We start from the raw sequence: 14,156 nt of genomic DNA on the forward strand, positions 1-14,156 counted from the left end.
AAAAGATTCCAAATATATTTATTAACCTTTAAAAGCAATCAAGATTTCGCAGAAATATTCTACTTTAACAATTAAAGTGCTTTAAAAAACAACGAAACTTAACCTTCTAAGTGTAAGTTTATTGAAAAATAGATTTAAGCTCTATAGCATCTTTTGGCTTCATTTTTCCAGCTAAGACTAAACTTAGTTGTTTGCGGCGTAAAGCAGCGGCAAAACGCTCTTTTTCCAACTCAGTTTCTGGAATTAGTTCAGGGACTCTTACAGGATGCCCCATTTCATCGACAGCCACAAAAGTATAAATCGCTTCATTTGAAAGACTTTTTTCACCACTTTCACGATCTTCAATAAAGACATCCATATAAACTTCCATCGAACTTTTGAAAGCTCTAGAAACTTTAGCTTCAACGGTAACTACACTTCCTAAAGGAATCATTTTGTTGAAGGCTACGTGATTTACTGATGCAGTTACTACAATTCTTCTACTGTGTCTACGTGCGGCAATACTAGCGGCTCTGTCCATTCGAGCTAAAAGCTCTCCGCCAAACATATTTCCAATTGGATTGGTTTCACTAGGCAAAACCATATCTGTATAAATAGTAAGTGATTCTTTGGCTGTTTTTGGTTGCATTAGATAGTTTTTTGGCAAAGATATCTAAGTTAAAAGTAAAAGAATAGGAAAAAGAGAAATATGGGTAAGTTTTACAACAATATTGTAAAGTTATTTAATCTCTTGCACTAACATCCAAGCATCTGCATTCTCGTTGGCTTGAATTTGATAAAGCTTTTTTGAAGCATCCAAACGACTTTCAAAACTTGCATATAAAACTTGATGAAGTCCGTATTTAGAGGCTTGCATTTTAAATGGAGAATACCCTTTTTCGCGTAATTCGTCCATTTTTTTATCTGCATTTTCTTCAAGTCTGTAAGCACCAGCTACAATATGATAGTTTCCGGTATGCTTTGGAAGATTTAGACTTAAAACAGGAAGTGGATTTGAAATTACAAAAGTTGCTTCCTGAATTTGATTTTCAATAAGTGAATTTGCTTTTTGGCGTTCAGCATAATTAAACTCCTGAACTTGAGATTCATAAATCTTCATACTACCTAAACCAACTGCGGAAAGAGCAATTACTGCAATTGCGGCATATTTAAGATATGGTTTTGAAGGTTTTCTCTCGGTATTTAAAACTATAGGCTCTTTTTCTTTTTGAGATTTAGACTCCTCTTTATAGATCTCACGATTTATTTCTTCTGAAACAAATGTAGAAAGTCCAAACGACGAGGTGCTAAAGTTTTGATGTTGAACAGGCTCAAACTGAATTGATTTTTCTTCATTCAACGAAAACTCACCTATGTTTTTAAAAGAAACTTCTTTTCCTTCCAATAAATCTCTAGAAACTTCCGCAGTAAAGTTTCTTATTTTTTGAAGTGCTGTTTCATAACTGCACTTGTCAACCGAAGCCACATAATTAGCAAGTAAACCATCATTAGCCTGTAATTGTCTGTTAAACGAAACAATTTTAGAAGGCGGATGAAATGTGTTAGTATTACTATCGATATAAGCAGATTTTTGGCGGGTTAAAAAAGCGCCAAAACCTGGGATAATAACGCATTCATAGCGGTATAATAAATCGTTTATGTAGGTAATTAGTTGCATTGAAACAAAGTTAGTTATTTTATGATGAGGTTCAAGTTATCAGTTAAAAAATTATCAACATCTTTTACAAAATGATTATTAGATACTTTTTTTGTTAGAATTCATTCATAATAACTTGCAGATAGTTAGGTAGATAAGCTTAAAGTGAAAAAATATTGTAATTTTAAGAGTCTGTGAGGTTTTAAAAATTACCATTATGCTTTCAAAAAATGAACTTCGTTATACTCTTGCTTTACAGCGAATTCCAAATTTGGGCGATATTTCCGCAAAAAAGTTATTGCGAAAAACAGGTTCTGCCGAAGCAATTTTTAAAGAAAAGAAATCTAATCTCGCCAAAATTGATGGCATCGGATTGTCGAAATTAAGGGAAATAAACCTGAATAAACAATTAGAAGAAGCTGATGAAGAACTTCAGTTTATTGAGGCCAATAATATTGAGTATAGTTATTTTCAAGACAAAACTTATCCCGAGAAACTCAAACACTGCATAGACGGCCCAATTTTATTTTTTCACAAGGGTAATATCGATTTAGTTGGAAAACGAATAATAAGTATAGTAGGTACTCGAAAAATCACTAGTTACGGCAATTCTATTTGTCAACAGTTAATTGAAGACCTCGCTCCACTAAACCCTGTAATTGTTTCTGGTTTGGCTTATGGAGTTGATATTTGCGCTCATAAGGCTGCAATAGATAATAATTTGCAAAACATAGCGTGTCTTGCTCATGGTTTGAATCAAATGTATCCTAAAGATCACAAACGCTATGCTTCGAAAATTGAAGAAAATGGAGGCTTTATAACTGAGTTTTGGAGTAGTGATGCTTTTGATAGGAACAACTTCTTAAAAAGAAATAGGATAATTGCTGGTCTTTCAGAAGCGACGGTTGTAATAGAATCTGCCGAAAAAGGGGGGAGTTTGGTTACTGCAGATATAGCACAATCATATAATCGAGAAGTTTTTGCAATTCCAGGAAGAGCTACAGACAAGCAGAGTAAGGGTTGTAATAATTTAATAAAGCAACAAAAAGCTCATTTAATAACAAGCGCTGCAGATATAATTTACCTATTAGGCTGGGAAATTCAAGAAAATAAGAAACCTAAACAAACTCAGCTTTTTGTTGAACTAGATGAGGAGGAAAAGGTTATTTTTCGATATCTAAAAGATAAAGAAAAAGAAATGCTAGATGTAATCGCCTTGGAATGTAATATTCCCGCATATAAAACAGCTAGCATTCTTATGAATATGGAGATAAAGGGCGTAGTGCGCCCTTTGCCTGGAAAATTATTTCAGTTGGTCTAGTAGCCAACTTTCTCTCTTACTCTTTTTAAAACTCCATCGGCAACTTTACGTGCTTTTTCTGCACCCGCTGCAAGTGCTGCATCAACTTCATCAAGATTTTCCATAAAGTAGTTGTAGCGTTTACGTTCTTCAGAGAACTTCTCAATAATTAATTCAAATAGCGCTTGTTTTGCGTGACCATACCCGTAGTTTCCGCCTTCGTAGTTTTTACGCATTTGCGCAATTTCTTCAGGAGTGGCTAATAACTTATAAATATTGTAAACATTACAAGTATCTGGGTTTTTAGGTTCTTCCAATGGAGTGCTATCGGTTTCTATAGCCATTACTTGCTTTCGCAGCTTTTTGTCAGCCAAAAAGATATTGATATAATTATTTTTCGATTTACTCATTTTTGAACCATCGGTACCTGGAACATACATAGTTTCTTCTCGCACTTGTCCTTTAGGCATTACGAATGTTTCGCCCATTTGAGTATGGAAACGAGAGGCTACATCGCGAGTTATTTCAATGTGTTGCATTTGATCTTTCCCAACAGGTACTATTTCGGCATCGTATAATAAAATATCTGCCGCCATTAGCATCGGGTAAGTGAAAAGTCCAGCGTTTACATCTTCAAGACGGTCTGCTTTGTCTTTGAAAGAATGTGCTAAAGTAAGACGTTGAAAAGGAAAAAAGCAGTTTAAGTACCAAGTGAGCTCTGTTGTTTGTGGAACATCGCTTTGTCTATAAAATATTACACGATTTACATCAAGACCTAAAGCAAGCCAAGTTGCCGCTGTACTGTAGGTGTTTGCGCGAAGCGTTTTAGCGTTTTTAATTTGGGTTAACGAATGCATATCTGCAATAAACAAGAACGATTCGTTTTTTGGATCATTCGCCATTTCTATGGCGGGAATTAAAGCGCCCAATAAATTTCCTAAGTGAGGTGTACCTGTGCTTTGGATTCCTGTAAGTATTCTAGACATTGTTATAAAAAATTTTAGCAAAGGTACCTTTTTTCAATAATTTGCATACTTCAAATATGTACTTTTGACCCTGATGAAATTATTTGAACAGATATTTGCGACATTCTATCGTATTTGGTTTTATATAATAATAGCATTTGCTACAATTTTACTTTTTCCTTTTCTTCTAATAAGTATTTTAAAAAGCTCCTGGTATCCATTCTTTTTCAAGGTGGCACGAGTTTGGTCAATAATAATTATATATGGAATAGGGTGTTATCCGGTTATTAAAAGAGATGTAAAATATCAAAAAGGCAGAAGCTATATGTTTGTTGCAAACCATACCTCAATGACGGATATAATGCTAATGTTTTATACTGCTAAAAATCCGTTTGTATTTGTTGGTAAAAAGGAGTTGGCAAAAATACCTCTATTCGGATATATCTATAAACGCACCTGTATTTTGGTTGATCGCGGTAATACTAAAAGTAGGGTGGAAGCTTTTCGCAGAGCAGAAAAAAGACTAAATGAAGGGTTAAGTGTATGTATTTTCCCTGAAGGTGGAGTGCCAGACGACTTGTCTATTATTTTAGATGAATTTAAAGATGGGGCTTTTAGATTGTCTATTGAACATAAAATCCCAGTAGCGCCTATGACGTTTCATGATAATAAGAAACGTTTTCCATACTCTTTTTTTAAAGGAGGTCCTGGGAAAATGCGCGTAAGAGTTCACAATCTATTCGAAACCGAAAACTTAGAAATGACCGATCGTAAGGAATTGAAAAACGCAACTCGAGAAGTGATTTTGAATGAGTTGTTGAAGCCTACAGTTTAACCTCAATTTTTTATAACTCAAAAAAACCATCCTATGGCTAAGAACGGTTTTTTCAATGTTTGATTTTTAATCAAACGCAATCAACTTAAAACTAACTTAAAACTTGAAGCTTATTCCGCTGTACACTCCTAAATAATATGGTTTAAAGTTTACAGAAGAATCGGTATATGGATTGAGCTGGTATTTAAACATAGGCTCAATATTAAAAGTAAATTTCTTAGATAATTTGTAATCTAGTCCTAATCCAATATTAGTTGAAAAGCTTACATCTGAAAGATTATTAGCTTCTCCTAATACAGTGCTAAAGTTATCTGCTTTTACAGAAATTTCATTATTCCCTAAAACTAAAGTGCTTAATCCACCTATCAGGTTTAGTCCTAATCGAGTGTCTAATAGTGAGTATTTAAGTTCAACAGGAATTTCATAATAATTTATGTTTTGTATCACCCTAGCGTTTCCTTGAGTAGATTTTAGATTGATGTTTTCAAAACCTCCTGAAGGAGCAGAGCTATGAAAAGTTGATTTTGAAACTACAGTCGTAACAATTTGCTTTCCACCATAGTCTACAGTCCTTAGTGCAGATGATACAGGGCCGGTACCTACCAAAATATCGGAAGTGCTATAGCTTAAATCTACATTGTTCAGTCCGGTTCGAACACTTAAGCGGTTGCTAACAGCGTAACTAACTTGTACGCCATAGCTCATGTTTACATCTCCTTTTTGTGGATTGTCTGTAAATGTTGGGTCTATAGACGATCCGTTACCTAAACTGCTGTAATAAACTGGAGCTACATTTGGAGCTATCTTCCAGCGATGTTCTGGTTTTTGTTTCTTTTTCTTTTCTGATTCATCTTCTTCAATATTTTCAGCAATGGCATCGAATATTGATTTTTTAACTACCGAATCTTGTTTAATCTCTGCTTCTGCCTTCACTAAACCGTTTTCTGTATCCGTTGGAATTACTTTCGAGTTTACATCTTTTGATTTGTCAATCTCAGCGACTCCTTCATTATTTTTAATAATGATTTCCTTTTCGGAATTAATGAATTTATCAGAAGCTTTCTTTTCAGTTTTGTCTAATGTGGTTTTTTCTGATGGATTTTGTGAAGTGGCAATTCCTTCATTCAACTCTTTTGTTGAAATATTCTTAGAAATATGACTTTCTGAATTAGTTTGCTTTTGAATTGCTTTTTCCTTTTCAGAATTGCTTGAAGCAACTACTATATTGGTAGCTTTTTCTGAAGTTCCCTTAACTGTTTTATTTGAAGCTCTGGTTTCATTTTTATCCTTCGCATCAATTTTTTCTGAAGAATTTGAATTTTGAGTTGTAATATCTTCAGTAGCTACTTTAGCGTTTTGGATTTCTGAAGTTGATCTAGTTTTCTGAAGATTTTTATTGTTTTGCTCAAAGTTTTCATTGGTGATTTGCTCACCATCCATTATATCAGGAGAATTGTAAAGAGAATTGCCAACAGTTAAAAGTAGAGCAAGTAACGCAGCAACACCGCCAAGTTTTATCCATAACGGAATAACTTTGCGTTCTTTTTTCTCCTTGTTGAGCTCCGCTTTAATGTTTTCCCAAACGAGCGGCGAAGGAGTGGCTTCAAGATTATTGAAACCTTCTTTAAAAATGTTGTCTATGTTTTTCTTTTCTTTCATTAGCTTCGCTGACTTTCGGCTTTTAGTTTAAAACTTAACTGTCAGTTTTTTTAATAAACCCCTACCCAATAAAAGCAGGGGATTTATTACTCTAAACAATTCAATAATGCATTAAGTGTTATAGTTTTTAGCATTATACTCTTCAATCTTATTTTTCAATATCATTCTAGCGCGTGCTAGGTTAGATTTAGACGTTCCGTCGCTAATACCTAACATTTCGGCAATCTCTTTATGCTGATAGCCATCCAAAACATACATACTAAAGACCAATCTATATCTGTCTGGCAATTCTTGTACAATTTTCAGCAAAAAATCCAATGGAATTTCTTCGCTATCAATTTCTACTTCTGCCTCATCTTCAATCTGGCCTTCGTCTACAATTTCAAAATTACGCTGTTTCCGGTATTTTTGAAGTACAGTATTCACGGTTACCCGTTTCATCCATCCTTCAAAAGAACCTTTGCCTTTATATTGCTCAACCTTTTTAAAAATGGTTATAAATGCATCTTGCAAATTGTCTTCTGCCTCTGTGTAATTAGGCGAATAGCGAAGACAGATAGCAAATAGGATTCTGTTGTACTTTTCGTACAATTCGCCTTGTGCCTTTGCATTCTGCTTTTTGCATTGTTGTATGAGCTCTTCTAAAGTCAATTGCGGTACCGTGAATTAACATTAAGTTGTAAATACCTCTATATTTTTAGAGGGCAACCGTAAATATTCAAGGTTCCTACGTTGTGTAGATGCCACAGTATCAAAAGGGTTGCGTGGTTCTTTGAAAAATTTATTGATTTAATGCTGCAATGGCGTCTTTAATTTTTACTTCCAATTCTTCCATTAGCTCTGGGTTGTCTAATAAAAGTCTTTTAACTGCGTCACGGCCTTGTCCTAGTTTTGTATCGTCGTAGCTAAACCAAGAACCTGCTTTTTTAACGATTTCGAAGTCAACCCCAAGGTCGATAATCTCCCCGACTTTAGAGATTCCTTCACCATACATAATATCAAATTCAGCTTGTTTGAATGGTGGAGCTACTTTGTTTTTTACAACTTTAACTCTGGTTTTATTACCGGTAGCATTACTGTCGGTATCCTTAATTTGTGTAGAGCGACGAATGTCTAATCGAACAGAAGCATAGAACTTTAAGGCGTTACCACCTGTTGTGGTTTCAGGGTTTCCAAACATTACACCAATCTTTTCACGCAATTGGTTAATGAAGATTACCGTACATTTTGTCTTACTGATAGAACCTGTAAGTTTTCGTAGTGCTTGGCTCATTAAACGTGCGTGAAGCCCCATTTTACTGTCTCCCATTTCGCCTTCAATTTCACTTTTTGGCGTCAAAGCTGCAACCGAGTCAATAACCACGATATCGATAGCCCCACTTCTAATTAGATTATCGGCAATTTCTAATGCTTGTTCCCCATTATCAGGTTGAGAAATAATAAGGTTTTCAATATCTACCCCAAGTTTTTCGGCATATACACGATCAAAAGCGTGCTCTGCATCGATAAATGCTGCAATACCTCCTTTTTTCTGAGCTTCTGCCATTGCGTGAAGCGTTAAAGTAGTTTTACCAGAAGATTCTGGCCCGTAAATTTCAATAACTCTTCCACGTGGATAGCCGCCAACGCCTAAAGCCACATCCAAACCAAGGGAACCTGTTGGGATTACGTCTACATCTTCTACGGCACTATCGCCCATTTTCATTACGGTACCTTTACCGTAAGTTTTGTCAAGTTTATCAAGTGTAAGCTTTAAAGCTTTAAGTTTTGCGTCTTTTTCAGTGCTCATTTTCAATGTGTTTAATGATAGAATTTTAATTAGCTAAGATACTATTTCTTCAGGCGAAGGGCAAAAATAATATGGAATAGGTAGGTGTTTTTGTTAACAAATTTGAAAGCTAGAAGTTTGGCTTGTAAAAACTAAGCTTGCATCGATTTAAATATTTAAACAATTGTAAATTAGGTTTTTATGACCATCGCTTTATATTTGATAATCTTTTTAAAAGTGTAATAGAGGAGGTTGTTGATTTCCTTTATTCTATTCGGAATTAATTTTTAAAATTTTTTATAGTTGCAAGTCTATTTTCAATTTTAAAATAAAAATCACTTCCTATTAGATCTTTAAAGTAGTTGTTGATAGTATTAATTCTTGACTTTCTTCCGTTTTTTACAAAAACTATTACCTTTGCAGCTTTAAAAATCAATTCTTTTCACCTAAAAATTAGTATAGCATGCAACTGTACAATAAATTAAGTGCTAAAGAAAGGGAAGCACTATTAGAAGAAGCCGGTGAAGAACGGCTTACCCTTTCATTTTACCAATACGCCAAAATAGGCAATCCTCATCTTTTCAGAAATCACCTTTTTGTTACTTGGCATGAACAAGATGTTCTAGGTCGAATTTATGTAGCTCACGAAGGTATAAATGCGCAACTTTCGGTTCCGGCAAAACGTTTTAAGGAGTTTAAAGAGTTTTTAGACGGAATAAACTTTTTAAAAGATGTTCGGTTAAATATTGCTATTGAACAAGATTTAAAATCGTTTTTAAAACTGAAAGTAAAAGTTCGTGATAAAATTGTGGCGGATGGATTAAATGATGAAACTTTTGATGTTACCAACAAAGGAGTTCACGTAGACGCTATTGCTTTTAATGAGCTTATTGAAGATCCAGATGTAGTTTTGGTCGATATGCGAAACCATTACGAAAGTGAAATAGGGCATTTCAAGAATGCGATTACTCCGGATGTAGATACTTTCCGCGATTCTTTAGATATTATTGAAGAAGATTTAAGAGATCATAAGGAGGATAAAAAACTTGTGATGTATTGCACAGGAGGTATTCGTTGTGAAAAAGCCAGTGCATATTACAAGCACAAAGGTTTTAAAAATGTTTTTCAATTAGAAGGTGGTATTATTGAATACGCTAGACAAGTAGAAAACTTAGGACTTGAAAATAAATTCTTAGGCAAAAATTTTGTTTTCGATCACCGTCGTGGCGAACGAATTACCGATGATATTATAAGTCACTGTCACCAATGTGGAGAACCTTGCGATACGCATACTAACTGTGCGAATCAGGCTTGTCACTTACTGTTTATTCAGTGTGAAAAGTGTGCTGTAGCTATGGAAAACTGCTGTTCAGACGACTGTATTGAGATTATTCATCTACCAGAAGAAGAGCAAAAAAGAAGACGTCAAGGCATCCCGAATAGCAATAAAATATTTAAAAAGGGACGTTCTGAAAAGCTGAAGTTTAAAAAGTAAATACGTGTTGAGTGCTGGATTAAGGATAACGGGTGGTTGCAGCTTCTAATATAACTTTGAGGTGTTTCTCTTCATTTTTGAATCTCGATTTCATTAGTAAAATTCATAATTCTGAATTCAGCATTCATAATTATTTATTGGTATCTTTACCGATTAGTAATTTTGTTTAATTTTTCGTCCCTCTTCATTTAGAACAGGGCTTTATATATAAAATATATGGGCTGTACCAGCTGTGCCACAGGCGCCAACGGACAGCCAAAGGGATGCAAGAACAATGGTACTTGCGGAACCGATGGCTGTAACAAACTAACGGTGTTTGATTGGCTTTCAAATATGCAACTTCCCGCTAATATGGAACCCTTCAATGCGGTAGAAGTTCGCTTTAAAAACGGTAGAAAAGATTTCTACCAAAATCCAGATAACCTCACACTAAGCATTGGCGATACTGTAGCTACAGAAGCTTCGCCAGGTCACGATATAGGAATGGTAACTTTAACAGGCGAGCTTGTTAGAGTTCAAATGAAAAAGAAACGAGTACCTACTAAAATCGAGGCGCTTCCAAAAATTTATCGCAAGGCAACTCAAAAAGATATAGATATCTGGCAAGAGGTCCGTAACAAGGAGGCAGATGTTCAGAAACGTTCCCGAGAAATAGCTATTCGTTTAGGACTTCAAATGAAGATTAGCGATGTAGAATTTCAAGGAGATGCATCAAAAGTTATATTCTATTATACCGCTGAAGAAAGAGTAGATTTCCGTGAATTAATTAAAGAATTTGCACGAACTTTCAATACCCGTATTGAAATGAAGCAAATTGGTTTTCGCCAAGAGGCTGCGCGCTTAGGGGGTATTGGTAGTTGTGGTCGTGAACTTTGCTGTTCTACATGGCTTACAGATTTCCGTTCGGTAAATACTTCGGCAGCACGTTATCAGCAACTTTCTCTAAACCCTCAAAAACTTGCAGGACAATGTGGAAAGCTTAAATGTTGTTTGAATTACGAATTAGACACTTATTTAGAAGCATTAGAGTCTTTTCCAAGTACTGATACTAAGTTGCAAACTGAAAAAGGAACTGCTACTTGCCAAAAAATTGATATTTTTAAAGGCTTGCTTTGGTATGCCTACGAAAAGGATTTCATGAATTGGCACGAGCTTACTGCTGAAAAGGCTAACGAAATTATCGAGCTAAATAAGGCTGGTAAAAAACCTTTTGCATTAGAGGAATTCATTATTGAAGCTCCAGTAGCCGAAAAAGAACCGTATAGTAATGTTGTAGGTCAAGATAGTTTAACGCGTTTTGACAAACCAAAACAGAAGCCTAAAAAGCGCAGAAAAAAGACTAAATCTAAGCCTCGTGCAAATGCGGATTCAGCCAATAAACCTGCAGCTGGAGAAAATAAAAATGCTTCAAAAAAGGCTAATACTAAACCTAGAAAAAAGCCTAGTAATAAGCCAAGTAGTAAGCCAGCAAATAAACCTACAAATAAGTCAAGTAATAAAGGATCTAATAAGCCAACGAATCAAAATAGAAATAGAAAGTCGTCAAAAAATGAATAAATTAGTAATGATTTTTGTGGCTGCTGTATGTTTCGTTTCTTGCGATTCTAATACAGTATTTAGTGATACAAAGGCAATGGACGGGCATTGGGGTGCTGCTGAAACTGTAGCGTTTACATTGCCTGAATTAGATTCGTTAAAAAAATATAATTTATTTTTAAACATTAGAAACACTAACGAATATAAGTACAACAACCTATTTTTAATAGTTTCGATGGAGTTTCCACACGGTAAAACAATTACCGACACTTTAGAATACCGTATGGCTAACCCCGATGGTTCGTGGATGGGACACGGTATAGGAAACTTAAAAGAAAATAAATTGTGGTATAAAGAAAACGTACAGTTTGTTGAAGAAGGGTCTTACAAGGTTAACATAGGGCATGCAATGCGCAATAACGGTTCTATTGAAGGCGTTAGCAAACTTGAAGGTATATCAGATGTTGGGTTTAGTATAGAAGCTTCCAAATAGTAAATAAAATATGGCAAAAAAAAAGGCATCCGCAAAAGATAAAAAACGCAGTTTAGGGCGTCACATTAGAACCTTTTGGAAGATTTTCGCAGGGTTTATACTACTAATAGTCTTAATGTTTTTAATGGCTTCTTGGGGCGTTTTTGGAAGTCTTCCAGATGAAACAAGCCTAGAAAATCCAGAGAAAAACCTCGCAACTGAAATTATTTCATCCGACGGAAAAACCATTGGAAAATTCTACAAAGAAAACCGTACTCCAGTACCTTACGATTCTTTACCAGACCACTTAATTAACGCATTAATTGCAACTGAAGACGTTCGTTTTTACGATCACTCCGGGATTGATGGTCGCGGGACATTAAGAGCAATTGCATTTTTAGGCTCTAGAGGTGGAGCAAGTACAATTAGTCAACAGCTAGCAAAACTGTTTTTTACCGAACAGGTATCTCGCAATAAATTCCAAAGAGGACTACAAAAAGTTAAAGAATGGATAATTGCAACTCGCTTGGAACGTCGTTATACAAAAGAGGAAATTATTACAATGTATTTTAACGAATACGACTTTGTGAATCAAGCTGTTGGTATAGAGTCTGCAGCTAATATTTATTTCGACAAACCGCCGTCTCAGCTTTCAACTATTGAATCTGCGACTCTTGTAGGAATGTTCAAAAATGCTTCCCTATATAATCCAATTCGAAATCCAGAAGGTGTTAAAAACCGAAGAAATGTGGTGTTAGCACAAATGGAGAAATACGATTATATTTCAGAAAAAGTAAAAGATTCGCTACAAGCTCTTCCACTGAATATCGAATTTACACCGCAAGGTCACGATGAAGGAAGTGCGACTTATTTCCGTGAGTATGCACGTCATTTTATGGAAAATTGGATAAAAGAACATCCAAAGTCAGATGGTAGTAAATACAATATTTACCAAGACGGACTTAAGGTTTATGTTACTATAGATAGTAAAATGCAACTTCACGCCGAAAATGCTGTTAAAACGCATATGGCAAACCTCCAAGCTGTTTTTGACGAACAAAATAAAGGGAATAAAACTGCGCCTTTTAGAGATATTACAGAAAAAGAAACCGAAGGGATTTTAAATTCAGCCATGCGAAAAAGTGATCGCTGGCGCGATATGAAAAGACAAGGAAAAGACGAGGAAGAAATTATTGCAAGCTTTAAAAAAGCAATCCCGATGCGTGTTTTCTCTTGGAAAGGAGACATTGACACAATTATGACTCCGTTAGATTCTATTCGTTACCACAAATCATTTTTACAAGCGGCTATGATGTCTATGACACCACAAACAGGTGAAGTAAAAGCGTGGGTTGGTGGAATAGATTACAAACATTACAAATACGATATGGTTAAAAAAGGAAGACGCCAGATAGGTTCCACTTTTAAGCCATTTGTTTACGCAACAGCTATAGACCAAATGCATATGTCTCCTTGTGATACATTACCAAATACTATGTACACAATCCCAGCTGGAAAACACAACTTAATAAAACCTTGGACACCTAAAAACTCTGGAGGTAGTTATGGAGGAATGGTCTCTCTTAAACACGCTCTTGCAAATTCTATCAACACAATTACAGCAAGACTTATTGATAGGGTTGGACCAGAACCAGTTATCGATCTAGTGAAAAAAATGGGTGCAAATACAGATAATATGCCTGCGGTACCATCAATTGCTTTAGGAACTGCAGATTTATCGGTTTATGAAATGGTTGGAGCTTACAGCACCTTTGCAAATGAAGGAGTATATATAGAGCCTATTCTTATTCAAAGAATTGAGGATAAAAATGGAACTGTTCTTTATCAAAATGTTCCAAAAACACGAGATGTTATAAGTAACGAAACTGCGTATGTTACAACTAGTTTAATGGAAGGAGTAACGCAATCAGGAACGGGTACTCGTTTAAGAGGAAATTGGGCTGTTAATTCACCTTTTTACAAAGAAGTTATGACAGGATATCCATACGATTTTAAAAATCCTATTGCTGGTAAAACGGGGACTACACAAAACAACAGTGATGGTTGGTTTATGGGGATGGTTCCAAATCTTGTTACAGGAGTTTGGGTAGGAGGAGATGATAGAGCTACACATTTCAGAAGCACTAGATACGGACAAGGAGCAACAATGGCACTACCAATTTGGGGAATGTATATGAAGAGTTGCTATGCCGATAAAGATTTAGATGTGTCTACTGAAAACTTTAAGCGTCCAAGTAATCTTTCTATTGAAACTAACTGTGCAGTATGGAGAGATAGGGATGCTGATAAGGAAGAAATTCCAGATGAGTTTGATTTTTAATTAAAAATCTAATAATCATAAAAACTAAATTTTAGACTTTTTACTGATATCAAAAGAGCTGTTTTTCTATTGATTTAACAGTTAGGTGTTTATTAGGTGTTTGTAGAATTGTCCTGAATACTCAGACAAATTTTGTAATTTTCAGAAAA

General features: G+C 35.2%; 12 protein-coding genes. 6 read left to right on the forward strand and 6 right to left on the reverse strand.

Annotation, left to right across the window (positions count from 1 at the left end):
• Positions 1-118 precede the first annotated feature (118 nt).
• Together FHP04_RS02615 and FHP04_RS02620 are read right to left on the reverse strand one after the other, a co-directional pair.
• The gene (locus tag FHP04_RS02615) at positions 119-628 is read right to left on the reverse strand and encodes an acyl-CoA thioesterase (RefSeq protein ID WP_139854274.1); all 510 of its coding nucleotides are present in this window, start codon (positions 626-628) and stop codon (positions 119-121) included.
• Between the two features lie 90 nt (positions 629-718).
• A complete protein-coding gene (locus FHP04_RS02620; RefSeq protein ID WP_139854275.1) occupies positions 719-1,657 on the reverse strand; it encodes an HU domain-containing protein in 939 nt (312 codons plus the stop codon).
• A gap of 196 nt (positions 1,658-1,853) precedes the next feature.
• Here FHP04_RS02620 and dprA point away from each other — a divergent pair, with 196 nt between their 5' ends.
• Positions 1,854-2,957 carry a DNA-processing protein DprA gene (gene dprA / locus FHP04_RS02625; protein ID WP_139854276.1) on the forward strand — a complete coding sequence of 368 codons (1,104 nt, stop codon included), beginning with the start codon at positions 1,854-1,856 and terminating at the stop codon, positions 2,955-2,957.
• Here dprA and trpS read toward each other — a convergent pair.
• The gene (gene trpS / locus FHP04_RS02630; protein WP_139854277.1) at positions 2,954-3,922 is read right to left on the reverse strand and encodes a tryptophan--tRNA ligase; all 969 of its coding nucleotides are present in this window, start codon (positions 3,920-3,922) and stop codon (positions 2,954-2,956) included. The two genes, dprA and trpS, sit on opposite strands and share 4 nt — an antisense overlap.
• A 304-nt stretch (positions 3,923-4,226) precedes the next feature.
• Between trpS and FHP04_RS02635 the strand changes: the two genes are divergently transcribed.
• Positions 4,227-4,736, forward strand: a complete 510-nt coding sequence (locus tag FHP04_RS02635; RefSeq protein WP_394344263.1) for a lysophospholipid acyltransferase family protein — start codon at positions 4,227-4,229, stop codon at positions 4,734-4,736.
• Positions 4,737-4,832: 96 nt separating this feature from the next.
• Here the strand turns inward: FHP04_RS02635 and FHP04_RS02640 are convergent, their stop codons facing one another.
• The 3 genes from FHP04_RS02640 to recA form a co-directional block, all read right to left on the reverse strand.
• Entirely contained in the window at positions 4,833-6,395 is a 1,563-nt protein-coding gene (locus FHP04_RS02640; protein WP_139854279.1) for a porin family protein, read from the reverse strand.
• Between the two features lie 111 nt (positions 6,396-6,506).
• The gene (locus FHP04_RS02645) at positions 6,507-7,046 is read right to left on the reverse strand and encodes an RNA polymerase sigma factor (protein ID WP_139854280.1); all 540 of its coding nucleotides are present in this window, start codon (positions 7,044-7,046) and stop codon (positions 6,507-6,509) included.
• 130 nt (positions 7,047-7,176) lie between these two features.
• Positions 7,177-8,184, reverse strand: a complete 1,008-nt coding sequence (recA, locus tag FHP04_RS02650; protein WP_139854281.1) for a recombinase RecA — start codon at positions 8,182-8,184, stop codon at positions 7,177-7,179.
• A 442-nt stretch (positions 8,185-8,626) separates the two neighbouring features.
• Between recA and trhO the strand changes: the two genes are divergently transcribed.
• The 4 genes from trhO (at position 8,627) to FHP04_RS02670 (ending at position 14,007) form a co-directional block, all read left to right on the forward strand.
• Complete coding sequence (gene trhO / locus FHP04_RS02655) at positions 8,627-9,658, forward strand: oxygen-dependent tRNA uridine(34) hydroxylase TrhO (protein WP_139854282.1); 1,032 nt, start codon at positions 8,627-8,629, stop codon at positions 9,656-9,658.
• 216 nt (positions 9,659-9,874) lie between these two features.
• Complete coding sequence (gene ricT / locus FHP04_RS02660) at positions 9,875-11,215, forward strand: regulatory iron-sulfur-containing complex subunit RicT (protein ID WP_139854283.1); 1,341 nt, start codon at positions 9,875-9,877, stop codon at positions 11,213-11,215.
• Positions 11,208-11,687: a gliding motility lipoprotein GldH gene (locus FHP04_RS02665; protein ID WP_139854284.1), complete on the forward strand. Its 480-nt coding sequence runs from the start codon at positions 11,208-11,210 to the stop codon at positions 11,685-11,687. Before ricT ends, FHP04_RS02665 begins: the two co-directional genes overlap by 8 nt.
• A gap of 10 nt (positions 11,688-11,697) precedes the next feature.
• Positions 11,698-14,007 (forward strand): penicillin-binding protein 1A, encoded by a 2,310-nt coding sequence (locus tag FHP04_RS02670; protein WP_139854285.1) that lies wholly within the window; start codon positions 11,698-11,700, stop codon positions 14,005-14,007.
• Positions 14,008-14,156 lie beyond the last annotated feature (149 nt).

The organism is Aequorivita sinensis (assembly GCF_006346335.1).
Lineage (GTDB): Bacteria > Bacteroidota > Bacteroidia > Flavobacteriales > Flavobacteriaceae > Aequorivita > Aequorivita sinensis.